Source organism: Salicola sp. AFF1, assembly GCF_056783195.1.
The window spans coordinates 41,636-62,941 of the sequence record NZ_JBXAYL010000013.1; the positions used below are offsets into that span (position 1 = coordinate 41,636).

Here is a 21,306-nt window from a genome sequence, read left to right on the forward strand (position 1 = left end):
AGTGGGGTGATCACTATGACTATACCTAATACTGCCGGCATGCAGCGCAAGCCGACTCACCCTGGTGAAATGCTGAGAGAGGATTTCCTGCCGGACTATAGCCTGACCGTTGCGGGGTTGGCGGAGTCCTTGGGTGTTTCCCGTCAGTCAGTGAATGAATTACTGCGCGAACGCCGTGCTGTCAGCCCTGAAATGGCGCTTCGGCTTGCTCGCTTGTTCGGTAACTCTCCGGAATTCTGGCTGAATGCGCAGCGAGCTATTGATCTTTGGACGGCGACCCAGTCGGTCAAGACAGAAGTGGACCGGATCAAGCCGCTGAATGTTGCATAATCGGATAGCCAGGGGTATCTAACCCCAGCCCCACAACACCCTGCATGCGGCTCCGCACAGGGCGTTTCACCGGCAATGGCGAAGCTTGATCCAGCCATTGCGCCCCCTAAAGAAGAGAGGAAAACGTGCAGCCATATCTCGCATCAACGCAATACATTGACTGGACCGATCCAGCCGTATTGGCCAGGGCGACATCGTTGGCCGATGGGGCGGACGGCCCGGAGGCCATCGCTGAGCGGTGTTTTGTCTTCGTTCGGGACCAGATCAAGCACAGCTGGGACTATGCCTGCGGGCCCGTGACGTGCAAGGCATCCGACGTGCTGAACCATGGAACCGGATACTGCTACGCGAAAAGCCATCTGCTGGCAGCCTTATTGCGCGCCAACGGCATTCCAGCTGGCTTATGCTATCAACGGCTTACGATCAACGATGGCCAGCCGCCGTTCTGCTTGCATGGCTTGAATGCCGTCTACCTTGAGCGCCATGGCTGGTACCGGCTGGATGCGCGAGGCAACAAAGCTGGCGTCGCAGCCGGATTCCACCCGCCGGTTGAGCGTTTGGCGTACCCGGTGACCTCCGATGGCGAGGCGGATCTACCCGCGATATGGGCGGAACCAGTCACCGCCGTGCTCGAGGTGCTTTTGAGCCACAGGACCTACCAGGAAGTGGCGGATCACCTTCCGGATGTCCAGCTCATTGAAACCCAGGGGGCAATGCATCCGGCGTGACACCTCCCCACCCTTCCTTCCAGGCGGGGAGACATCCGGCCCCGGGAATCACGCTTCCCAGATCACCTTGCGGCCCTGGTCGTACCATTTCGGCAGGCGTTCGGCGTAGTGATCCTCGATCACGTTGCGCTTGATCTTCATGGTCGGCGTCAGCATGCCGTTTTCCATGGTCCAGGGCTCCTTCACGATAACCGCGAAAGCCAGCTTTTCGTGATCCTCCACGTCGCTGTTGACCCGGTCCAGCTCGGCCTCCAGCTCTTTCTCGATAGTCGCACGGTCAGCCCCTTTCTCCAGCTCGGCCTGGGCCTCCTCGGAGAGGGTGACCAGGGCACAGGGCTGGGGCTGGTTGGCACCGGCCACGCAGACCACTTCCACCTTGGGATGGGTGAATCGGCCCTCGATGGGCACCGGCACCACGTACTTGCCCTTGGCGGTTTTGAACAGGTCCTTCACGCGGCCCGTAATGCGCGTGTAACCGTTTTCGTCCACCTCCGCCATGTCCCCGGTCCTGAGGAAGCCGTCTTCGGTGATCTCCTCCCTGGTTTTCTCGGGGTTCTTGTAGAACCCGAGCATCTGGCCGGGGCTCTTCACCTGGAGCTCCCCTTCCTCGGTCACCCGATGTTCCACTCCCGGGTTCGGCAACCCGACGGTACCAACCTTGGCCGCCCCCGGGCGGTTGGCATGGGAGTAGCCGAAGTTCTCGGACATGCCGTAGACCTCGAGCAGCTCCAGGCCAATGTTGCGGTACCAGTGGATGATTTCCGGAGCCAGTGGCGCGGCGCCGGTGAGCGCGGCCCGCACGTGATCGAGCCCCAGCTGCTTGAGGACCTTGCGCTTAACCAGGCGGTTGACCAGCGGCAGCCGGAACAGGATTTTCTGCTTGGACGGCGGCAGCTTGTCGCAGATGGTGAGGTAGAACTTCATCCACAGCCGCGGCACGGAGAAGAACAGCGTTGGGCGTGCCCGCTGCAAATCTTCCTGAAAGGTATCCAGCGAGTTGGCGAAATACAGCGGAAAACCAAAGTACAGCGAGGAGGTCTGGACGGCCGCCCTTTCAGCCACATGGGCCAGGGGCAGATAGGACAGCATGCGGTCGTTCTGGTCCACGGGGAAGATCTGTTTGAGCCCTTCCGCCACCGAGATCATGGTCCCGAAGGAATGCATGACGCCCTTGGGCCTGCCCGTGCTGCCGGAGGTATAGACCAGAGTGGCCAATTCATCCGGTGACGGCAGGTGCGGCTCGGCCAGCGGCTCGGTGCGCGCCACAATGTCTTTCCACTGTTCCGTGTCCCTGCGGGGCGCCATCGGCAGCGAAATAATCGGCAGATCCGCGGGCAGATGGTCCTTGATGTCGTTCCATCCGTCGGCGGTTCCGTCGAGCTTGCCAAGCATCATCAGCTGGGCCTCACTGTGCTCCAGCACATAGGCGGCCGTATCGCCATTGAGGGTGGGATACAAGGGGACCGACACATGCCCGGCGGCCCAGATGGCCAGATCCGCCATGATCCAGTGATCGGTGTTCTTGCCCAGGATGGCAATGCAGCTTTTTTCCGGAAGTTCCAGCGATTTCAGGTGGGCCGCCATGCGCAGCACCTGATCGGCAACCTGTTTCCAGGTGGTCTGTACCACGGAGCCGTCCGGATACGGCTGGTGGGTATAGACCATGTCCGGGGAGCGCTGAGCCCAATAGAAGAGGCTGTGCAGCGTGGTGGGCCTGTCATCAACTTTGATCATCCGAGAGCTCCTGATTGTTATGGTTTATGGTTCAGAGATAGACACCGGGATACTGCAAACTGTCCCTGTTTCCGAAGAGGCTTTTATTCGCACATTCTCTCCAGAATCGACCCTTACGGGTGGAAGCCAGTCACAAACAGGATAACCATCGCCGCATCAACGGCACCGCGAAGACGCCTTTAATGCGTTCGATTTTTAGGAGCATGGGCAAGCACCTACGACATGCGTCGCCGAAGTGCCCTGAGAAGCCTGTAATGCGGGACTACAAATGATGCTTGCAGGGAAGGAAAAACGGCCTCAGGACAGCGCAGGGCTGCCCCGAGGCCACTGGGCCCGGCACTGATGGCCGGGGCCCAGGGGGGAGTGGCCCGTCAGGCCATCAGGTTGCGGAATCGACCAGGCTGTAGTCCAGCTTGTTCTCTTCCGGCGAGCTCTTGATCTGACGTACCGTACTCCAGTGCCGGCTGATGATGTACAGCAGGCAGGTGAAGTACATGCCGATCACCAGCGCGCCAACCCACTGGATCTTCAGGAACTCCAGCTGGAACAGCAGGGTCAGGGCACTCATGGCGACCAGGTTGCCCACGAAGTACCGGCCTTTGCCGAAACGCTTCACCGTCAGGTTCAGGTTGTCGGTGTAGAGCCGGATCAGTGAGTCCAGGGAGTTGATGACCATGGTAATGCCCACTGTAACCATCAGGATGTTGAACAGGCCTGCGGTGGCGATGTCCTGCACATGATAGTAGTACAGCACGGTGAACCAGATGCCGATCGCGATCGACGGCAGGAACAGCATCGCCAGCAGCAGCTGCCATGTCCGCAGACCACCCACGAAGCGCGAGGTGAACTGACCGATCATGATGGACCAGGCAAACCACCAGAACAGGTAGAACGCGTGGTAATCACTGAGCGGGAGCATGAACTCGTGGATATTACCGAAGTAGCCGCCCAGAAGGCTCACCGTACTGGCAAAGTCGCCGAAGGTGCCATTGTCGGTCATGAAGGCGTAGTACCAGAACAGCACAATCAGCCCGATGAACATCCAGCTGGTGCTCACACTCAACACCCGCACGTACTTGAGGCTGGTGCTGGAATACGCCGATACAGCGATGGAGAGGAACACAATGCCGTAGAACAGCGCCTGTGCGCTCTGGCCATCGCCCACTTCTGGCAGATACCACGGGAGGTTCTTGAGCAGGAGATAGGCGGTAAAGGCACAGGTACCAATGATCACGACATTGTTAACAACCTTCACCACGGGAATCTCGAAGAACTTCACACGCGGTTCAATCACGCAGAAATAGAAGCAGGTGAGGAAGTAGAATCCCCAGATCAGAAATGCCCAGAACCCGAACTCAATAGCGAGCGGGTTGGTCACGCTGTAGTCCTGTGAATAGCCACCGAACTCGGTCAGCGGGAACATGATCAGTCCCACGTCCAGGCCGGAGGTGAACAGGATGGCCATGAAGGTGAATGTGCGGACCGGTGTGACACCCACTACCTTGAGGTTCCCCCATCGCAGCAGGATCACCGCGATCATGGTAAAGGTGAATATCAGGCCAATACTTAACCAGGTTAACATAAACCAACTCCTATGCTGGTTGCGGCGTCTCGTTTTTATGGCGATCGTTCCCCTCCCGGGCAGCCTGGAGCCGTTTACAGGCCGCCCTGGTCAGCGCTGGTTACACCGGGGAGGAGAAAGGGGTTAGCGGGCCGCCCGTACGGGCTCTCCGGCCCGTTGACGGACCCGCCAGTGCTCATCCATTCCCACAGGGGCATTGAGCGGCGCCTCGGGTTGGCGCCCGCGGATAAGATCCGCCGCCCGCTCGGCCACCATCATGGTGGGCCCGTTCAGGTTGCCGTTGGGAATGGTCGGGAAGATGGAAGAATCCACCACACGCAGGCCGCTGATACCGTGGACGCGGGTATCCGGATCCACCACCGCCTGTTCATCCGTGCCCATGGGGCAGGTGCAGGACGGATGGTAGGCGCTCTCCACGGCCTGGCGTACAAAGGCATCGATGGCCTCATCCGAGGTGACATCAGCGCCCGGCTGGATTTCCTCGCCGCGATAGTCGTCCATCGCCGGCTGATTGATGATCTCGCGCGTCAGGCGAACGCAGTCGCGGAAGCCCTGACGGTCGTCCTCGTGCTGGAGGTAGTTGAACAGGATCTCCGGCGCCGCCTTCGGATCCGCGGAGCGCACATACACATGCCCCCGGCTCTTGGGCTTGTTGTGGCCCACGTGAACCTGGAAGCCATGCCCATCAAAGGCCTCTTTGCCGTCATACCGCATCGCGGCCGGCAGGAAGTGGTACTGCAGGTCCGGCCACTCCACGCCCGCCTGGGAGCGGATAAAGGCGCAGGACTCAAAGTGGTTGGTCGCCCCCAGACCATCCTTGCGCAGGATCCAGCGCGCCCCGATCAGTGCCTTGCTCAGCGGGTTCAGCTTGCTGTTGAGCGAGGTCGGCTGCTTGCAGCGGAACTGGAAATAGAACTCCAGGTGGTCCTGCAGGTTGGACCCCACGCCCGGCAGCTCGTGATTGACCTCAATGCCCGCCTTCTGGAGCACTTCCCGGTTGCCGATGCCGGACAGCTGCAGGATGTGCGGCGAGCCGATGGAGCCGGCCGACAGGATCACTTCGCTGTTGGCCTTCACATCCTGCACCTTGCCACCCCGTTCGTAGCGCACGCCGACCGCCTGCTTGCCGTTCAGCAGTACCTTGTGCACCTGGGCGCCGGTCTGAACCGTCAGATTGGGGCGATTCATCACCGGCCGCAGATAGGCATGGGCGGTGGACTGGCGCACGCCGTTCTTAACGGTCATGTGCATGGGGCCAAAGCCTTCCTGCTGGTGCCCGTTGTAATCCTGGGTCACCAGATACCCCGCCTCTTCGCCGGCGTCGATGAACGCCTGGTACAGGGGGTTTTTCATGTTGTTGCCGTTGCTGGTGCCCACGGGCCCGGATTCGCCACGGTACATGTCTCCGCCAAAGACCCAGCTTTCAGCCTTTTTGAAGTAAGGCAGGCAGTTCTGGTAATCCCAGCCCTCGGCACCATGGTCCTGCCACTCATCAAAGTCCTTCGCATGACCGCGCACATAGACCATGCCGTTGATCGACGAGGAACCGCCCAGCACCTTGCCGCGCGGGCAATGCATTTCGCGGTTGTCCAGATAGGGCTCTGGCACGGTGTGGAACTGCCAGGCGAATTTCCTGGTATTCATCGGGATCGACAATGCCGTGGGCATCTGGATGAAGATGCTCCGGTCGCTGCCGCCGGTTTCCAGCAGCAGAACCCGATGGTGTGGATCCTCTGTGAGCCGGTTTGCAAGCACACAGCCGGCCGAGCCGGCACCCACGATGATGGTGTCGTACTGGTGTTTACTCATGATCTTCTTCCGGTGTCGTTGCCGGGGAGGGTTGGAACACCCTCCCGCGTTCGAGGTCGTCGGAAACGGCGTCAGAACGGTGCTTCGATATCACCCATTCCGACGTAAACGGATTTGAGCTGGGTATAGTGCTGGATGGTCGCCGCGCCATTCTCGCGTCCGATGCCGGACTGCTTGTAGCCGCCGACCGGCATTTCAGAGGGGGACTCGTTGTAGCTGTTGATCCAGCAGATGCCGGCCTGGATCTGGTGGATCACGCGGTGCGCGCGCTTGATGTCACGGGTGAAGACACCGGCGGCCAGGCCGTACTGGGTGTTGTTGGCCCGGCGGATGACCTCGTCCTCGTCCCGGAAGGTCAGCACGCTCATAACCGGACCGAAGATTTCCTCGCGCACGATGGTCATGTCATCAGTGCAGCCGGTGAAGACCGTGGGTGCCACGAAATAGCCCCCTTCCACACCGGCCGGTGCCAGTTCTTCGCCACCACAGGCCAGGGTCGCGCCCTCTTCGATGCCCTTGCGGATGTAGTCCATGACCAGATCCCTGTGGCCACTGGAAATCAGGGCGCCCAGGTTGGTATCCGGGTCCAGGGTATCCCCGGCAATAATGTTGTTGCGGGTGCGCTCCAGAACCTTCTCGATAAAGGTCGGGTACAGATCCTCGTGAACGAACACACGGGTACCGTTGGTGCAGATCTCGCCCTGGGTGTAGAAATTGGCGAGCATGGCCGCGGAGACGGCGTTATCAATCTCGGCGTCATCAAAGATGATCAGCGGCGACTTGCCGCCCAGCTCCATGGTGACTTCCTTGAGGGTGGTGGCGGCGCCGGCCATGACCTTCTTGCCGGTACCCACCTCCCCGGTGATGGAGACTTTGTCGATACCCGGCTCGTGGCTCAGCCAGCTGCCGACTTCACCGGCACCCTGAACAACGTTGAACACGCCTGCCGGCATGCCCGCCTCAATGAGGACCTCCGCCAGCTTGAGCGCCCCCAGCGGGGTCTCCTCGGAGGGCTTGAAGATCATGCTGTTGCCGCATGCCAGAGCCGGCGCGGACTTCCAGCACGCGATCTGCAGCGGGTAGTTCCAGGCCCCGATGCCGGCGCACACGCCCAGCGGCTCACGCCGTGTGTAGTAGAAGTCACCGCCCAGATCCTGCTGATTGCCTTCCAGTGCCGGCGCCAGACCGGCATAGAACTCAAGGGAGTCGGCACCGGTGTTCACGTCCACCTCGCTGGCTTCCTGCCAGGGCTTGCCCGTGTCGAGCACCTCCACCTTCGCGAGCTCATCATTGCGCTCGCGCAGCATCGCCACCGCCCGGTTCAGGATGCGGGCCCGCTCCATGCCACTCATGGCGGACCAGGTGGCGAAGCCCTCGCGGGCGCTTTCAAGAGCGGCCTGGCGCACGCCTTCGTCCGCCACCTCCACTTCGTAGATCACTTCCCCGGTACCTGGATTCACCACCTCAAAGGTTTCCCCGGTGCTGTTGGCCATGGGTTGGCCGGCTACAAAATTCTGATAGCGGGTCAGTGGCATGGTTCGACTCCGTGCTGTTTCAGTGTGTCGTTGATGAAGGCTTTACAGAGGATCTCGCTGTCCTGGAAGCCCTGCTCCTGATTGGGACCAAGGGCACTACGCAGCCAGAAACCGTCGATCATCGCAGCCGCCTGCCGGGATGTTCTCCGTGCTACTTCCAGCGGTAGCAGCTGGCGGAACGAATAACAAAGGTTGCTGTACAGTCGATGGCTGTTGATGTTCTGCAGCCGGGTCAAACCCGGCTCATGAACGGCCCGGGCCCAGAAGCTCAACCACGTGCGGGTGGTGGCGCTGGAGCGCTGGAAGTCACTGAAGTTGGCTTCCACGATGGCCATCAGCCGCTGCTGGGGTGTGAGCACATCGGTTTGCGTATGCTCCAGCAGCGCCAGCTTCAGTTCCTCAAGAAGCTGGCGGAGGGTGGCCTCGACCAGGGCCTGCTTGCCCCCGAAATAGTGACTCACCAACCCCGATGACAGCCCCGCGGTGCGGCTGATCGCTCCAATGGTGGCGTTCTGGAGACCCAGCTCCCCCACTACTTCAAGGGTCGCCTCGATCAGCTGACGCCTGCGCTCTTCCTGGACTCCGACTTTTGGCATAAGCGTTTTTTAATTAACCGTTCAATTAAAATTAAGGATAGCTTGCGAAAAGACAAGAATCAACAGGTCAACCGCATGACAATACCGGATATCCGCAATATGCCTGGATAATCAGGAGCCTGAGTGCAATGTCAAATCGTTGGTAAGGGGGAGGAGAACGGCAGGAGAACCGTTTTGGGGGCATTGCCCTCGGCCTGCTGGCGCGTCGGGCAATGGCGTTCAGAAGGTTGTGTTCTGTGCATCGGGAGCCTGGTGCGCCCCGAGTGCTAGTCGGTCGCGTCCAGGCCCACCATCAACAGTCGCCTCTCGAGGCGGCTATGGAAACTGTCGGGCTCTGAAAGACACATGCGCTGCAGCAGGCGTGCCCTGTCCGCATCCGGTTCGCGGGCCCTGAGGGCCTGCAGCAACAACCCGAGCCGCCCCTTGATAGTGCCTCCCCTCGCCTTGAGCGTCTTCAGGGCTTTACCCAGCGCCAGCTCATCGTCGGTGAAATCACACCCGAAGGGAAAGGACGGGAACAGGTCGTGGGACTGCTGCCACTCACTGATCCGGGCCTGGATGCGTTCGGGCGTATTGTGCCTGAATTCGGCCGGCACTTCCCAGTCCGGGGGAATCTTGCCGGCCTTTTTGGCCTGGCTGACAAGCTCGGGCTGGAAGCGCGAGTCCGCGATCTTGATGAGCTCCTGGAAGACCTCCGCGTCCGGTTTCCCCCTCAGGTAGGCAATGCCGTATTCCGTCACCACGAAATCCCGAAGGTGACGCGGGATCGTACAGTGGCCGTAGTTGAATACAATGTTGGAAACTGGCTTACCCCCGGCATTACGCACGGCGCGCAATGTGAGGACCGAATGGCCCTCGGCCAGCTCGTGGGCCATGGCGACAAAGTTGTACTGGCCGCCCACGCCACTGAGCACCTGGCCGTCCTCCAGCCCGTCGGAAACCGCCGCGCCGTTGAGCGTCACCATCATGGCCGAGTTGATGAAGCGTGCGTGACGGCGCTGGGCCGCCTTCAGGCTCTGGCCGCCATAGGGATGATCGTAGAGATGGTTGATGAAGCTGACGCTGGTCATCGATAGGCTGGCCCGCTCCTCGTCGCTGAGTTCCCGCAGCCCCTGGTAGAAATCTTCCGGGCCAATATAGAACCCACCATGCATCACCACGCCGCCACTGAGCCGATCCCCGAGGGCGTGTTGCTCCATGGCCTCCCGGCTAGTCGCCTCGCTGAGATCCGGTGTAATGGCTTCACCATCCACAAGCAGCTGGCCGCCCTTGAACTCACAGTCCGCGCGCAGGATGCCAAAGCGTTGCAGCCAATCCAGATCCCTCGCCCGCAACGGTGACCGGACCAGCCCTTCCGCGACCAGGGTATCGAGCGTCTCAAGCGAGACCTGCTTGCTGACCCGCCCGTCATCAACCAGGCGCTGAAGTGCCTCGTCCTCGAACACCTCTCGGGTCAGAACCCCATCCTTGAGCAGGTGGAGGAAACCATCGACCATCATCTCGCTGCAGCCATAGAGGCCGTCGGGTAGCGGATCCATGCCACCCACTTCGTCCACGATGGGGAAGTGTTCCTGCAGTCCAACCTGTGCCGCAAAACCGGTATAGCGCCCATTGTCGTGATGGCGCAGAAGCGTGCTGTAGACCACCGCATCGCCCAGCGACCCAATCCCCACCTGCAGTGTCCCCGCATCGCGGATCAGCGCGCTGGCGTAGAAACCAATCATGTGGTCCTCGGGGGCCACCGCCATTTTGGGGGCGCTGAAAAGCGGATGGCTGCACCCTGCGCCGTTGAACAGGACGTCGAACTCATCCATGGGCCGGTCCGCATGGTGCCCCATCCAGGGAAGCTGGTCGTTGAGCTCGGCCATAACGGCGACCGGCTGCCCCTGGGCCTCGCGTTCCCGCAGCAGGGGCAGCAGGTCGAGGGTCAGGTCCGGGTTGCAGCTGAGACTCACGCGCGCTTCACCGTTGGGGTGCGGCGCGACCATCTGCCCCACCACATTGATGCCCTGGGCCATGAGGTCCCGCACTGCATGGGTGTAGTTGGTGCAGATGTAATTCTGCTGCTGTGGCTGGTGGCGCAGCCAGCTGCCCGCCTTGAAGAAGAATTCAGAGACCCGGACGTTGTCCGGCAGCGTCCCCTGGCGCAGGTCGAGCACGTAATCAAGATCCGGAACGCCCTGAAAAACACGCTCCACGAAAGGCGCCATGAAGCGACGCTCAAGGGACTGGCTGCCCACAGGTTTTTCCAGCGACAGGGCAGTAAAGATGTGCAGACGGATCTCCGGATCCTGGCAGGCGCGCTGGTAGAGCGCGTTGACCAGATTAACCGGCTTGCCCAGCCCAAGCGGCAGGCCCAGCCGGATCTCCTTGCCCACTTTGTTGATCACGGTGTCGATACACCGCTCCAGGTTCCCAGAATGCTGATGCGTTCTTGTTGTTGTCACTGTCAGCCCTTTTTGTGGTTTCAGACAATGCGGCGTTTCACATAACTCCCTGGCGCGTCCTCGATCACATCCAGCTTGCCGTCGCCGGGAATCCGCTGGGCGACTTCTTCACCCTGGAACTCGCTCACCCACGCCTGCCAGTGGGGCCACCAGGAGCCGGGATGGCGTTCGGCACCCTCGAACCACTCCTCGGGCGTTTCCGCTTCCGTATCGTTCAGGTAGTAGCCGTACTTGTTGGCATGCGGCGGGTTGATGATGCCGGCAACATGGCCTGATTCACCGAGAACGAACTGCTTGCGCCCGCTGGGCAGGCGATAGCTTGCGTAGGTGCTGTGCCAGACCGCGATGTGGTCCTTGACCGTGGAGACAAACATGGAGGGGGTATCAATGCGGGTCAGATCAATGGGCGTACCCGCGATTTCCAGGGCATTGGGCTCCTTGAGGCGGTTATTCATGTACATCTCCCGCAGATAGAACTTGTACATGGCCGCCGGCAGATTGGTCGAATCGGAATTCCAGTAAAGAAGATCAAAGGGCAGCGGGTCCTGGCCCTTGAGGTAGTTGTTCACGAAGAAGGACCAGAACAGGTTGTTTTCCTTCAGTGTGGAGAAGCTGAAGGCCACCAGGCGGCCATCGTAGTAGCCCAGCCGGTCGATGTACGACTCCATCGCCTGGAGGATGCTTTCATTGATGAAAATGCCGATCTCGCCCGGATCCCTGAAATCCAGCAGTGTGGCCAGGAAGGTGGCGGAACGGATGCGGGCATCTTCACCCTTTTTCTTGAGATGAGCCAGGGTGGTCCCCAGAAGGGTCCCGCCAACGCAATAACCGATGGCGTTCATTTCCCGCTCACCAGTGGCCGCCTCCACGGCATCCATGGCTTCCACAACCCCTTGGGTCACGTAGTCACTGAAGGTGGTCTCCGCATAGGAGGCATCCGGGTTGACCCAGGACATCATGAACACGGTATGACCCTGCGCCACAAGCCAGCGCATCATGGAGTCCTCCTCGGTGAGGTCCATGATGTAGTACTTGTTGATGAACGGCGGCACCACCAGCAAGGGGCGTTGATGCACTGTCTCCGTCGTTGGCTGGTACTGGATCAGCTGGAAGAGGTCGTTCTGGTAGACCACCTTGCCAGGTGTAACCGCCACGTTCTCGCCAACCCGGAACGCATTGGTATCGGTCATGGAAACATTCAGCATCTGGCGCGAACGGCGCACATCTTCCAGGAAATTCTCCATGCCACGGATGACGCTGAATCCCCAGGTCTCACGGAAGCGGCGCACCGCTTCCGGATTGGTCAGGAAGAAGTTGGTGGGCGCCATGGCATTGATGAACTGGCGGGTCAGGAAACTGAGCTGGCGATGGTTATGCTCATTCAGTCCTTCGAGGTCATCCACCATTTCCTGAAGATAATGGGCGTTGAGCAGATAGGTCTGGCGCACCGCGTAATAGAGGGGATTGCGTTCCCAAGCCTCGTCCTCAAAGCGGTGATCACTCTTGTGGGGCTCAATCACAGGTTCCGGGTGCTGCCCGAGCACCCTTGCTGCAATGTTCTGCGTCAGTGTTGCATACCCACGGGCCAGCTCCAGGTTATCCGTCAGGGCTTTGGACGGATTAATGGCTGCCTCGCGGCAGGTTTCCAGCATGGCGGAGCTGACATCCAGCAGAAAAGACGTATCGGTCGTGGGCAGGTTGCGTGGATCCAGGTGCCGGCTGGCCGTATCCATCATCAGTTTACCGAGCGCCGGCACGTGCTCGCCAAACTCGTTCTTGACGCGCTTCAGAAGTTCAATCATGGGTAAGCCTCGGAAACAAGGCACTGGAGACGGCTCCCCAGTGCCTCACACCTCATGGGTTTGGATTACTGGGTGGATTTTTCGGAGGTCTTGGCCTTACCCGCCTGGCTTTTCGAAGCCGTGGAGGCCGTCTTCGAGGCATTGGTATCGGCGCTCTGCGAGCTCTGCTGCTCCCCGGATTCGCCCTCATCCTCCTGCTGGAACACCTCGGTGGCTTCCTCCCTGAATTCATCGGCCATGCGCGAGAGCTCATTCATGTTGTCGCTGGCCTTTTCAACCATCTTATTGAACATTTCCGCCTGATCACTGAGGTATTTCTGGAAATCCTCGTAATCACGGATCTGGGTGGCCGCCTTGGCCTGCTGGCCCGCCATATTCATGAAATCCCGGAGGGCGTCCATCTGCATTTCGCCCACCTTGGAGACCGTACTCATGGTCAGCTTGTTGAACTGGGTGAGGGGTTCCGCCGTTTTCTTGAGATTGTCAAACATTGTTGCGCTCCTTCTGATTGAACATCCTTACACGGCTCAAGTAAGGGTCAGTGCATGTGCATGCCGCCATTAACCGAATAGTCCGCGCCCGTTATACAGGCCGACTCATCGTCCGCCAGGAACCGCACCACCCGAGCCACTTCCTCGGGCTGGGCCAACCGGCCAATGGGGATCTGGGCCAGGATCTTGTTCCGCACTTCCTCGGGGACCGACATGACCATGTCTGTTGCCGCATAGCCAGGAGAAACCGTGTTCACGGTCACCCCCTTGCGCGCCACCTCCTGGGCAAGAGCCTTGGTGAAGCCATGGATCCCGGCCTTGGCGGCGGAATAGTTCACCTGTCCGATCTGGCCTTTCTGCCCGTTAACGGAGGATATATTGACAATACGCCCAAACCCTTGCTCAAGCATAGGGTTGAGAAATGGATGGGTGACATTGAAGACACCGTCGAGATTGGTGTGGATGACGTCCTGCCACTGGGCCACCGTCATCTTCTTCATGGTCGAATCCCGGGTGATGCCGGCATTGTTCACCAGCACATCAAGCCGACCGTAACGCTCGAGAAGCGTATTGGCGCCAGTGCGGCAGCTTTCCGGGTCAGAGACATCCATGCACACCAGATCCATTTCCAGCCCTTGAGCTGACATCTGGCGCTGCCACTCCAGAGCGTGCTCCCAGCGCTCCGGGGAGCGGTAGGTGGAGACCACCTGGTAACCGTCGCGCGCGAATGATTGACAGATCGCAGTGCCGAGCCCGCCGTATCCGCCTGTGACCAGCACTACCCGCGAGTCCTGTGAGTCGGGCATTCCCCCTCCTTGCTTGCCGCGAATTCCTTACTGCCTGAATAAAGAGTAATCGAAACCGGAAGGGGCACAAATTGACTTAAGTCACCAGTAAGGCACCCGGGGAGGGAAAGACTCACAGATTGTGATAGAGGCCCGGTCACGGGACCGGGGCCGGGACCGCCAGCGGCCTGTGATTCAGCCCACCGTGACCGGCGCCCCTGGCCCTGGGGGAATGCCCAGAGCGACCCAGAGCGCCAGCAGGATGGGCCATGTCACGGCAAAGGCGAGCGCATAGGGCAGCATGAGTGCCATCAGGGTGCCGATACCCGCCTCCGGACGCCAGCGTTGGACAAAAGCCAGGACAATGACCCAGTAGGGATTGAGGGGAGTGATGATGTTGGTGGCCGAGTCCCCGATGCGGTAGGCCGCCTGGGTCAGCTCGGGGCTCAGCCCCGCCTGCATGAGCATGGGCACGAACACCGGCGCCAGGAAGGCGTATTTGGCAGAGGCGGAGCCAATGAACAGGTTGGCCAGCATGGCGATCAGGATGAAGCCCACGGCCAGAACCGGCGCCGGCACGGCGAGCGATGCCAGCCACTGGCCACCGGTGATCGCCAGCAGAAGCCCGAGCTGGCTGTAGTTGAATGCCTCAATGAATTGAGCCGCCACAAACGCCAGTACAATGTAGGGGGCCAATGCAGCGATGGTCTCCGCCAGCATGCGGGCCACGTCATGGTTGCTTTTCAGGGTTCCGGTGCTGAAGCCATAGGCCAGGCCGGGGAGCAGGAAGAGAATGAGCAGAAGCGGCACCATCGCCTCCACCCAACGGGCGAACTGCTCGCCTTGCCCATGCAGCGGCGCTCCGGGCACCAGTACCGCCGCGAGGACCAGAGCGAGTGTGACGCCAAATACCAGGCCGGCCATCCGGAGTCCGTGCGAAGGGTTCTCCACTGCGTCGTTAGCGGACTCCCCGCCATCCGCACCGGCGAGCTCGACGCCTGCCTGCCGGGGCTCGACCACCCTGGACGTCACCCACCAGCCAACCAGCGCCAGCATCAGCGTGGAGACAATCATCAGCCACCAATTGGCGGTTACCGCCACCGCGTAATCCGGTTCCAGTATGCGCGCGCCAGCCTCGCTCAGGCCGGCGAGCAAGGGATCCAGGGCCGTGATGACCAGGTTGGCGCTGAAGCCGGCGGAAACCCCAGCAAAGGCCGCGGCCAATCCGGCCAGGGGAGAGCGCCCGGCCGCGTGGAAGAGGATGGCCGCCAGTGGTGGCAGGACCACGTAGCCTGCATCCAGGGTCACGGACGAGAGAATCCCCAGAAACACGACCATGGGCGCCAGCAACGCCCTGGGAGTAAGCCTCAGAAGCCGGTCAAGCAGCGCGGGCAGCAGCCCACAGCGTTCCGCCACGCCAATACCCAGCATGGCCACCAGCACCAGCCCCAACGGCGGAAACTGCATGAAGTTCTCCACCAGATGTGACAGCAGCCACCAGAGGCCGTCGCTTTCCAGCAGCCCCCGGGCCTGGATCAGCTCACCCTCGCCAGAAGCACCGGCCGGCTTGCGCACGGACCACCCGGCCCAGGCGGCCACCTGGGAAAGCACCATGACCAATCCCAGCGCCATGGCAAAAAGCGTTACCGGGTGCGGCAGGGCATTGCCCGCCCGCTCGACCCGGTCCAGCCAGCGGGTTGTGGCAGTGGCCTGGCTCATGCCACGGCTCCATGGGGCAGCACCGCCTCCGGATAGATGGCAAGCTCGTTGCGGTGGCGCGTAACGTCCGGATCAGGCTGGACCGGTGTTTCCAGGATGCGCTCGACATAGTCGGTGGGGAAGCCATTCTCATGGGCACCGATCAGGACATGGGCCCGATACCAGCTGAAGGGCGTCAACGCGGGATCCACGTCCGTGGCGGCATACATCCGTGCCTCCAACAGCTCGCCCTGGGGCGTCCGGGGCTGGATCAGGGCCTCGTCATAACCATTACCCAGGCCCTCGATCCGGTCCAGAACGGGTTTTTCGCGGTCCGGGATGTCATAGACCACGCCCACGACCCAGTCTCCCGGATGACCCGTATGGAAGGCATCACACTTGGCGGAGCCATCCTCGCGGCTGCGCTTGTGGAAGACCAGACGATGCTGGTGCAGCCAGGCCACGCTCAGAAAACGCGATTCCGGCACCCGGGCCTGGAGGCGGCGGATGGACATATTGGAACCGTAGGCGAAACAAAGCATGCTGGTACCTCGCCGGAATGGATGCAGAACCGGAAACTGCCACGATTGCCAGCTCCGGGCAACAGGCGGGATTGAGGCATACTATTACAGACTGCCTGACCCATAGCGAATCCCGGACTAGAATGATACCCAAATCAAACAGGAGACAGCCACTCCATGGACATTGAACTGTTCACGCGGAGTTTCCTCGGCACCTATTTCCTGCTGATCGGCCTTCTTTTCGCCGCCCGGGCACTGGGGCTGAGCACGCGCACCAACCATTCCCACATCCATTACGGCCATGTGGGGTCTCGTCCCTGGTGGAACCGCCAGATCTTCAACGCGTTCAGAACCGCCATCCTGCTGGTGAGTGTTCTGCGCATTGCAGTGCCCGTGGATCCCTGGCTGGGCATCATCCAACCGCTCTACTCAGCACCGGTGCTGGTGGCTGGTGTCGTGCTTCTGCTCGCCGTCTTCACCGCCATCAACTACCTTCAGGCCTACATGCACGAGGATTGGCGCTCGGGGATCGATGCCGACAATCCGCCGAAACTGCTTACCACGGGTCCCTGGGCACGCACGCGCAATCCCATGTTCCTGACCATCATGGCGGGGCAGCTTGGCTTCTTCCTGGCACTGCCCAGCGTGTTCTCACTGGTTTGCCTGATTGCCGGTGTGGTGGTGCTCAGGCGCCAGGCGCTGGCCGAAGAGGCAACCCTGGAGGCACTTCACGGCTCGGATTACCGGCAGTACCGGGAGCGGGTTCCCCGGTGGTTCTGAGCCCCCTTAGAGGGTCAGAAAAGGCGTCAGGGCCAGATAGAGCATGCCTGCAATGCCAAGCAATGCCCCGATGAACGCCAGCGGGTTGTGCCGGTAGCGCTGCCCCGCGGTCTCGACTTCCCCTCGCGCCTGGGCCTGTTCATGGGCCACCCGGGCCTTTTGACGCCGCTCCGCCTGATAGTCAGCGAGCAGCCTCTCGGCCTCTTCAACCCGGGAAGGATCCTCCAGCCAGATGGCGCCAAAGGAGACCATCCAGCGGCTGGGCTCGGTCTCGTAGTACGGCAGATCATGGGCCTCCAGCAGCGCCTTGACCTCCTCATACTCATCATCCGGAACGTTGCGCAGGTTCAACAGCAGATGCCCCATGACGGGAATCCCTCCATCCACGAACTAACGCCATTGTAACAGCCCACAAGGGTCAGCCTGTCACATGAATCTCATAAAAAGCCGGCACGCTGGGCATGAACCTGTCTATCCACGCCACGGGAGATCCTGTTATGCCCAGCCTCACTACCCTGACGCTTCTGGTCCCAGGCGCTGCCCTGCTCCTTTGGGTCAGCTCCCGGCTTTATCAACGACTCCAGCTCTCGCGCGCCAAGCATCCCTCGCTCCAGGGCCATTCCCGGCTCGCGCGGCGGGTCGCCCGCCTCCTGCCGTTCTACGACTACGATGAGGCCACCTTTTTCCGCTGTGACACGCCTCCGGAATCCATCGCCGAACAGCGCCGCGCGGGCCTGCACCGCCTGTCCCAGAACCTGCACGCCCGCTCGCCCCAAGCGCTCGGGGCGGGCGCGGAACTTGCCGAGGGCCTCTCGGACCTGGCGTTCACCAGCCGCTACCGCGTGCCCTTCCAGTTCCGCACCCTGATCAACCGCCTGCTGCCGCCCACCATGATGGCCGAAGCCACGCAGGGACCCTGGGTGCGCGACATCGATGGCAACTGGCTTCTGGATGTCTCAGGCTCCTACGGGGTCAATGTCTTCGGTCACGACTTCTACCGGGAGTGCCTGGCGGACGGTCAGCAGCGCACCCAATCGCTGGGCCTCTACCTGGGGGCCTACCACCCTGTGGTGCTCGACAATGTCCAGACGCTCAAACAGATCTCCGGGCTGGACGAGGTCTCATTCCACATGTCCGGCACCGAGGCGGTCATGCAGGCGGTACGCCTGGCCCGCTACCACACGGGCCGGTCCCAGTTGGTACGCTTCTGCGGGGCCTACCATGGCTGGTGGGACGGCGTTCAGCCCGGTGTCGGTGCCCAGCGCGAGGCCCGTGATGTCTACACGCTGCGGGATCAGGATGAACGCAGTTTGGCGGTGCTGCGCAGCCGCCAGGATATTGCCTGCGTCCTGGTGAACCCCTTCCAGGCCCTGCACCCCAACGCCGGCGCACCGGGCGACGCCGCCCTGGTCACCGGTGACCGCCAGTGCGGGTTTGATCCGGACGCCTACCGCCGCTGGCTGCACCAGCTGCGCGACATCTGCAGTGAACGCGGCATTGTACTGATCATGGATGAGGTGTTCTCCGGGTTCCGCCTTGCCCCCGGAGGCGCCCAGGCGTATTTCGGTGTGCAGGCGGATATGGTCACCTACGGCAAGACCCTGGGTGGCGGCCTGCCCGTTGGGGTGCTGTGCGGACGCGCAGCGTTGATGAAACGCTACCGGCCGGAGCGCCCGGCGGACATCTGCTACGCCCGGGGCACCTTTAACGCCCACCCGGCCGTCATGGGCTGCATGAACGCCTTTCTGGAGCGGCTCCGGGACCCGGCCATCAAACCGTATTACCAGGGGCTGCACGAACGCTGGAACCAGCGCGCGGCACGGCTGAACGAGTGCCTGGAGGCCGAGGCCCTGCCCTTGCGCATCGCCAACCTGGTTTCCGTCTGGAGCGTGATCTACACCGCCCAGAGCCGTTACAACTGGATGTTCCAGTTCTACCTGCGGGATCAGGGCCTTCAGCTGGCATGGACCGGCACCGGTCGCCTCATCTTCAGTCACGACTACGATGAAGCCGACTTCGAGGCCTTCCAGAGCCGTTTCCTCGCGGCGGCCAGGGCCATGGCGGCGGATGGCTGGTTCTGGGAGAACCCGGAGCTGGACAACAGCGCCATCCGCAAGCAGGTAGTCGGTGAGCTCATCCGCCGGCGGCTGCGGCTCTCCCAGTCCGGCAGCCATCCGGGCAAGGCGGGAGCAGCGACCGCAGAGCGGCCGCTTCAGTAACGGCGTGAGCCATCAGGGGCAATGTCATCCATGGGGTCAATCAACTGGCCCCGCATGAGATGGAACGGGGCGCTGTAGTACATCCGCACGTCGTTGATGGGGTCGGTCAGGATCTTGATCAGCCAGATCACCCCCGTCTGGACATCGCGGATGAAAAACAGATGCACGGTCCGGCCCACAAGTGCGATGGCGGCCAACCCGATCCAGAGCAGGGACAGCGTATACAGGTAACCGCCACCCCCCTGGCGCGCCTCGATCAGGCCGAACAGGTTGGGCTGTAACCAGGCCAGAACCGGCGTCATGGCCCAGAAGGCCAGCAGTATCCGCTTGCGCTGAAGGTTGTAGCCAATCTTGATGTCTTCCTTGTGCGAGTGCGTCACCCGGTTCACCTTGTCGTAATCCTTGGGTTCAAAGACAAAGTGCCCGATCTGGCGTGCCACCATGGCCACGCCCCACCCCAGTAATGCCGAGACCACCGGATTGATGGCCAGGTAAATGTAGGCCACCAGAAAGCTGATGGCGCTGACCAGATGCAGTGCCTGGTTGATCCGGCTCTGGTGATAGTACCGATGGTCATCCCACCGCTGTTCCTCGAGTGCTTCAAGCAGTTTCATCAATCGTTCCCTCCACTGTGCTTTGAACATCAAACCGGTTGTCGAATCCAGTAACTCGTGCCGTCAGTACCGCATGATTGCTTCTCCCATTTGCCAATGCGCTCCGGTAGCCACCCCGTCCTCGAAACGGAACCCGGGGCCAGTGAACAGCAGGATGGTGGAGCCCTGCTCGAAGTACCCCATCTCTTCGCCCCGTTGGTAGGGCACATCGCAGGGAATACGGTCGGGCCCGTCATAACGCAGGCCCAATGGGCACTTCAGGGCGTGCAGACGCAGGCTGGCCACCAGGATGGCGGCCACCGGCACCATCAGGATCCGGCAATTCGGCCGCCCGGCCAGGGCGAGTTCCAGGACCGCCCGTTCGTTGCGGCAGAAAAGGCGCTCAATCCGCTTGAGGGCGATGGGGTTGACGTTCCAGGTGTCACCAGCAATGTGATGGATTCCCCGCAGATGGCACGCTTCAGGGGCATGGAAACGGTGATACATGCTGGCGGTGAGCCGCAGTGTCAGGAAACAACCATCGGCATACCGGCGGGCCAGCTCCGCGTCTCCCAGAAGCTCTTCCAGCGCGTACGGAAAGCCCTTGGCCTGAAACACCTCGGTCCCGCGCATCGCACCAAAAGCCCCGACAATGCCATCACAGGGACTGGCCAGTACCCCTGGGCGCTCATCCACGGGCCGGGCACCCGGGCGCAGCTCGCGAATGAAGCACTCATGCATGCTCTTGAAGTGATCCTTGCGCGCCTCGTCCAGCCGCAAGTCACCGGCAAAAGCCTGCCAGAGCACCATCGACACCCGCCGCACCAGGGGCTGGCGGATACGACTGAACCAGCCCATAAAGCGCGTGGCCCAGCGGCGTGGGATGCGGTTGGTCAACAGGAAGTTGAGTCGCTCAATCGCGGACAGCTGGTGCAGCAATTTGTTTGGCACAGGCGCTCCCACCGGCCCCGTTGCTCGGATTCATTCCGCCAGCATGCCGTGCGGGTATGACCGATTAATGACGCCGCTGCTGTCACCAGGGCGTAACATCCACCCGCCATGCTCCGGCGAACTGGCCGAACCCTACGGAGCCCTGGATGCTACTGACCGCGCTCATACTCAGCGCCCTGTTGCTGAGCCTGGAACGGCTCACCTATTACGCCGTTGCCAACCACCCCGAGCGCTGGCACGCCGCCTGCCAACGGCCACCGCTAGCGGCGCTCGGTTCGCCGGTGGACGTGGTCCATAAACTGTTCTACCTGTTCAAGATGGTTCAGGCGGGCGTCTTCCTGGGCTGGTGCATGGTCATGACGGGCGACTGGCTTCCGGCCCCCACTGCCGACCCCGTAATGGCGGGGGCAGGCATCGCCCTGATGGGTCTGGGCCTGCTGCTCAATGCCAGTGTCTTTGCCCGGCTCGGCCGCGTTGGGGTCTTCTACGGCAGCCAGCTGGGTCACCATGTTCCCTGGGTGCAGGGCTTCCCCTTCTCGCTGTTCAAACACCCCCAGTACATGGGGGCGCTGGCCCTGATCTGGGGGTTCTTCCTGCTCATGCGCTACCCTCACCCGGACTGGTTCTACCTGCCACTGCTGGAGACCGCGCTTTACCTGTGGGGCACGCACCACGAACCCTGAGCACGCCGCCCATGCCAAGACG

Annotated in this window: 19 protein-coding genes; 5 read left to right on the plus strand and 14 right to left on the minus strand. The window is 61.4% G+C overall.

Annotated elements, in window-relative coordinates; genetic code table 11:
* Positions 1 to 15: 15 nt before the first annotated feature.
* Both AC1RQI_RS10435 and AC1RQI_RS10440 read left to right on the plus strand, forming a co-directional pair.
* Positions 16 to 330, plus strand: a complete 315-nt coding sequence (locus AC1RQI_RS10435) for a HigA family addiction module antitoxin (RefSeq protein ID WP_481904728.1) — start codon at positions 16 to 18, stop codon at positions 328 to 330.
* 125 nt (positions 331 to 455) lie between these two features.
* Positions 456 to 1,058, plus strand: coding sequence for a transglutaminase-like domain-containing protein (locus AC1RQI_RS10440; protein WP_481904729.1), 603 nt, complete (start codon positions 456 to 458; stop codon positions 1,056 to 1,058).
* Positions 1,059 to 1,106: 48 nt separating this feature from the next.
* On the opposite strand, the gene AC1RQI_RS10445 is transcribed toward AC1RQI_RS10440, so the two are convergent.
* The 11 genes from AC1RQI_RS10445 to AC1RQI_RS10495 all read right to left on the minus strand — a co-directional run bounded on the left by AC1RQI_RS10445 (position 1,107) and on the right by AC1RQI_RS10495 (position 16,079).
* Positions 1,107 to 2,792: an AMP-binding protein gene (locus AC1RQI_RS10445; RefSeq protein WP_481904730.1), complete on the minus strand. Its 1,686-nt coding sequence runs from the start codon at positions 2,790 to 2,792 to the stop codon at positions 1,107 to 1,109.
* A 379-nt stretch (positions 2,793 to 3,171) separates the two neighbouring features.
* Positions 3,172 to 4,374 carry a BCCT family transporter gene (locus AC1RQI_RS10450; protein WP_481904731.1) on the minus strand — a complete coding sequence of 401 codons (1,203 nt, stop codon included), beginning with the start codon at positions 4,372 to 4,374 and terminating at the stop codon, positions 3,172 to 3,174.
* Between the two features lie 123 nt (positions 4,375 to 4,497).
* Positions 4,498 to 6,183, minus strand: coding sequence for a choline dehydrogenase (betA, locus tag AC1RQI_RS10455; RefSeq protein ID WP_416633100.1), 1,686 nt, complete (start codon positions 6,181 to 6,183; stop codon positions 4,498 to 4,500).
* Positions 6,184 to 6,254: 71 nt separating this feature from the next.
* Positions 6,255 to 7,718: a betaine-aldehyde dehydrogenase gene (gene betB / locus AC1RQI_RS10460; RefSeq protein ID WP_481904732.1), complete on the minus strand. Its 1,464-nt coding sequence runs from the start codon at positions 7,716 to 7,718 to the stop codon at positions 6,255 to 6,257.
* A complete protein-coding gene (gene betI, locus AC1RQI_RS10465) occupies positions 7,709 to 8,314 on the minus strand; it encodes a transcriptional regulator BetI (RefSeq protein WP_416633098.1) in 606 nt (201 codons plus the stop codon). The genes betB and betI overlap by 10 nt, the downstream gene beginning before the upstream one ends.
* Positions 8,315 to 8,580: 266 nt before the next feature.
* Positions 8,581 to 10,704, minus strand: a complete 2,124-nt coding sequence (locus AC1RQI_RS10470; RefSeq protein ID WP_481904733.1) for an acetyl-CoA hydrolase/transferase C-terminal domain-containing protein — start codon at positions 10,702 to 10,704, stop codon at positions 8,581 to 8,583.
* Positions 10,705 to 10,781: 77 nt separating this feature from the next.
* Positions 10,782 to 12,563 (minus strand): class I poly(R)-hydroxyalkanoic acid synthase, encoded by a 1,782-nt coding sequence (gene phaC, locus AC1RQI_RS10475; protein ID WP_481904734.1) that lies wholly within the window; start codon positions 12,561 to 12,563, stop codon positions 10,782 to 10,784.
* A 65-nt stretch (positions 12,564 to 12,628) separates the two neighbouring features.
* Positions 12,629 to 13,054: a phasin family protein gene (locus AC1RQI_RS10480; RefSeq protein WP_481904736.1), complete on the minus strand. Its 426-nt coding sequence runs from the start codon at positions 13,052 to 13,054 to the stop codon at positions 12,629 to 12,631.
* A gap of 47 nt (positions 13,055 to 13,101) precedes the next feature.
* Positions 13,102 to 13,860 carry an acetoacetyl-CoA reductase gene (gene phbB / locus AC1RQI_RS10485; protein ID WP_481904737.1) on the minus strand — a complete coding sequence of 253 codons (759 nt, stop codon included), beginning with the start codon at positions 13,858 to 13,860 and terminating at the stop codon, positions 13,102 to 13,104.
* A gap of 174 nt (positions 13,861 to 14,034) precedes the next feature.
* Positions 14,035 to 15,558 carry an AbgT family transporter gene (locus AC1RQI_RS10490; protein WP_481904738.1) on the minus strand — a complete coding sequence of 508 codons (1,524 nt, stop codon included), beginning with the start codon at positions 15,556 to 15,558 and terminating at the stop codon, positions 14,035 to 14,037.
* Positions 15,555 to 16,079 carry a gamma-glutamylcyclotransferase family protein gene (locus AC1RQI_RS10495; RefSeq protein WP_481904739.1) on the minus strand — a complete coding sequence of 175 codons (525 nt, stop codon included), beginning with the start codon at positions 16,077 to 16,079 and terminating at the stop codon, positions 15,555 to 15,557. Before AC1RQI_RS10495 ends, AC1RQI_RS10490 begins: the two co-directional genes overlap by 4 nt.
* Before the next feature lie 156 nt (positions 16,080 to 16,235).
* Between AC1RQI_RS10495 and AC1RQI_RS10500 the strand changes: the two genes are divergently transcribed.
* Positions 16,236 to 16,838, plus strand: a complete 603-nt coding sequence (locus tag AC1RQI_RS10500) for a methyltransferase family protein (protein WP_416633092.1) — start codon at positions 16,236 to 16,238, stop codon at positions 16,836 to 16,838.
* Between the two features lie 6 nt (positions 16,839 to 16,844).
* On the opposite strand, the gene AC1RQI_RS10505 is transcribed toward AC1RQI_RS10500, so the two are convergent.
* Complete coding sequence (locus AC1RQI_RS10505) at positions 16,845 to 17,204, minus strand: DUF6164 family protein (RefSeq protein WP_416633091.1); 360 nt, start codon at positions 17,202 to 17,204, stop codon at positions 16,845 to 16,847.
* A 131-nt stretch (positions 17,205 to 17,335) separates the two neighbouring features.
* Here AC1RQI_RS10505 and AC1RQI_RS10510 point away from each other — a divergent pair, with 131 nt between their 5' ends.
* Positions 17,336 to 19,057 carry an aminotransferase class III-fold pyridoxal phosphate-dependent enzyme gene (locus tag AC1RQI_RS10510; protein ID WP_481904740.1) on the plus strand — a complete coding sequence of 574 codons (1,722 nt, stop codon included), beginning with the start codon at positions 17,336 to 17,338 and terminating at the stop codon, positions 19,055 to 19,057.
* Here AC1RQI_RS10510 and AC1RQI_RS10515 read toward each other — a convergent pair.
* Both AC1RQI_RS10515 and asd read right to left on the minus strand, forming a co-directional pair.
* Positions 19,051 to 19,671, minus strand: a complete 621-nt coding sequence (locus tag AC1RQI_RS10515; RefSeq protein ID WP_481904741.1) for a DUF962 domain-containing protein — start codon at positions 19,669 to 19,671, stop codon at positions 19,051 to 19,053. The two genes, AC1RQI_RS10510 and AC1RQI_RS10515, sit on opposite strands and share 7 nt — an antisense overlap.
* A 63-nt stretch (positions 19,672 to 19,734) precedes the next feature.
* Entirely contained in the window at positions 19,735 to 20,601 is an 867-nt protein-coding gene (asd, locus tag AC1RQI_RS10520) for an archaetidylserine decarboxylase (RefSeq protein ID WP_481904742.1), read from the minus strand.
* Between the two features lie 146 nt (positions 20,602 to 20,747).
* Here asd and AC1RQI_RS10525 point away from each other — a divergent pair, with 146 nt between their 5' ends.
* On the plus strand, positions 20,748 to 21,284 hold the full coding sequence (locus AC1RQI_RS10525; protein WP_481904743.1) for a methyltransferase: 537 nt from the start codon (positions 20,748 to 20,750) through the stop codon (positions 21,282 to 21,284).
* Positions 21,285 to 21,306: the final 22 nt, after the last annotated feature.

Excerpts from the sequence above, each read along its gene's own strand:
- AC1RQI_RS10435 (WP_481904728.1), top strand. The coding sequence starts at position 16 with ATGACTATACCTAATACTGCCGGCATGCAGCGCAAGCCGACTCACCCT.
- AC1RQI_RS10445 (WP_481904730.1), bottom strand. The coding sequence starts at position 2,792 with ATGATCAAAGTTGATGACAGGCCCACCACGCTGCACAGCCTCTTCTAT.
- AC1RQI_RS10450 (WP_481904731.1), bottom strand. The coding sequence starts at position 4,374 with ATGTTAACCTGGTTAAGTATTGGCCTGATATTCACCTTTACCATGATC.
- betA (WP_416633100.1), bottom strand. The coding sequence starts at position 6,183 with ATGAGTAAACACCAGTACGACACCATCATCGTGGGTGCCGGCTCGGCC.
- betB (WP_481904732.1), bottom strand. The coding sequence starts at position 7,718 with ATGCCACTGACCCGCTATCAGAATTTTGTAGCCGGCCAACCCATGGCC.
- betI (WP_416633098.1), bottom strand. The coding sequence starts at position 8,314 with ATGCCAAAAGTCGGAGTCCAGGAAGAGCGCAGGCGTCAGCTGATCGAG.
- phaC (WP_481904734.1), bottom strand. The coding sequence starts at position 12,563 with ATGATTGAACTTCTGAAGCGCGTCAAGAACGAGTTTGGCGAGCACGTG.
- AC1RQI_RS10480 (WP_481904736.1), bottom strand. The coding sequence starts at position 13,054 with ATGTTTGACAATCTCAAGAAAACGGCGGAACCCCTCACCCAGTTCAAC.
- phbB (WP_481904737.1), bottom strand. The coding sequence starts at position 13,860 with ATGCCCGACTCACAGGACTCGCGGGTAGTGCTGGTCACAGGCGGATAC.
- AC1RQI_RS10490 (WP_481904738.1), bottom strand. The coding sequence starts at position 15,558 with ATGAGCCAGGCCACTGCCACAACCCGCTGGCTGGACCGGGTCGAGCGG.
- AC1RQI_RS10495 (WP_481904739.1), bottom strand. The coding sequence starts at position 16,079 with ATGCTTTGTTTCGCCTACGGTTCCAATATGTCCATCCGCCGCCTCCAG.
- AC1RQI_RS10500 (WP_416633092.1), top strand. The coding sequence starts at position 16,236 with ATGGACATTGAACTGTTCACGCGGAGTTTCCTCGGCACCTATTTCCTG.
- AC1RQI_RS10505 (WP_416633091.1), bottom strand. The coding sequence starts at position 17,204 with ATGGGGCATCTGCTGTTGAACCTGCGCAACGTTCCGGATGATGAGTAT.
- AC1RQI_RS10510 (WP_481904740.1), top strand. The coding sequence starts at position 17,336 with ATGCCCAGCCTCACTACCCTGACGCTTCTGGTCCCAGGCGCTGCCCTG.
- AC1RQI_RS10515 (WP_481904741.1), bottom strand. The coding sequence starts at position 19,671 with ATGAAACTGCTTGAAGCACTCGAGGAACAGCGGTGGGATGACCATCGG.
- AC1RQI_RS10525 (WP_481904743.1), top strand. The coding sequence starts at position 20,748 with ATGCTACTGACCGCGCTCATACTCAGCGCCCTGTTGCTGAGCCTGGAA.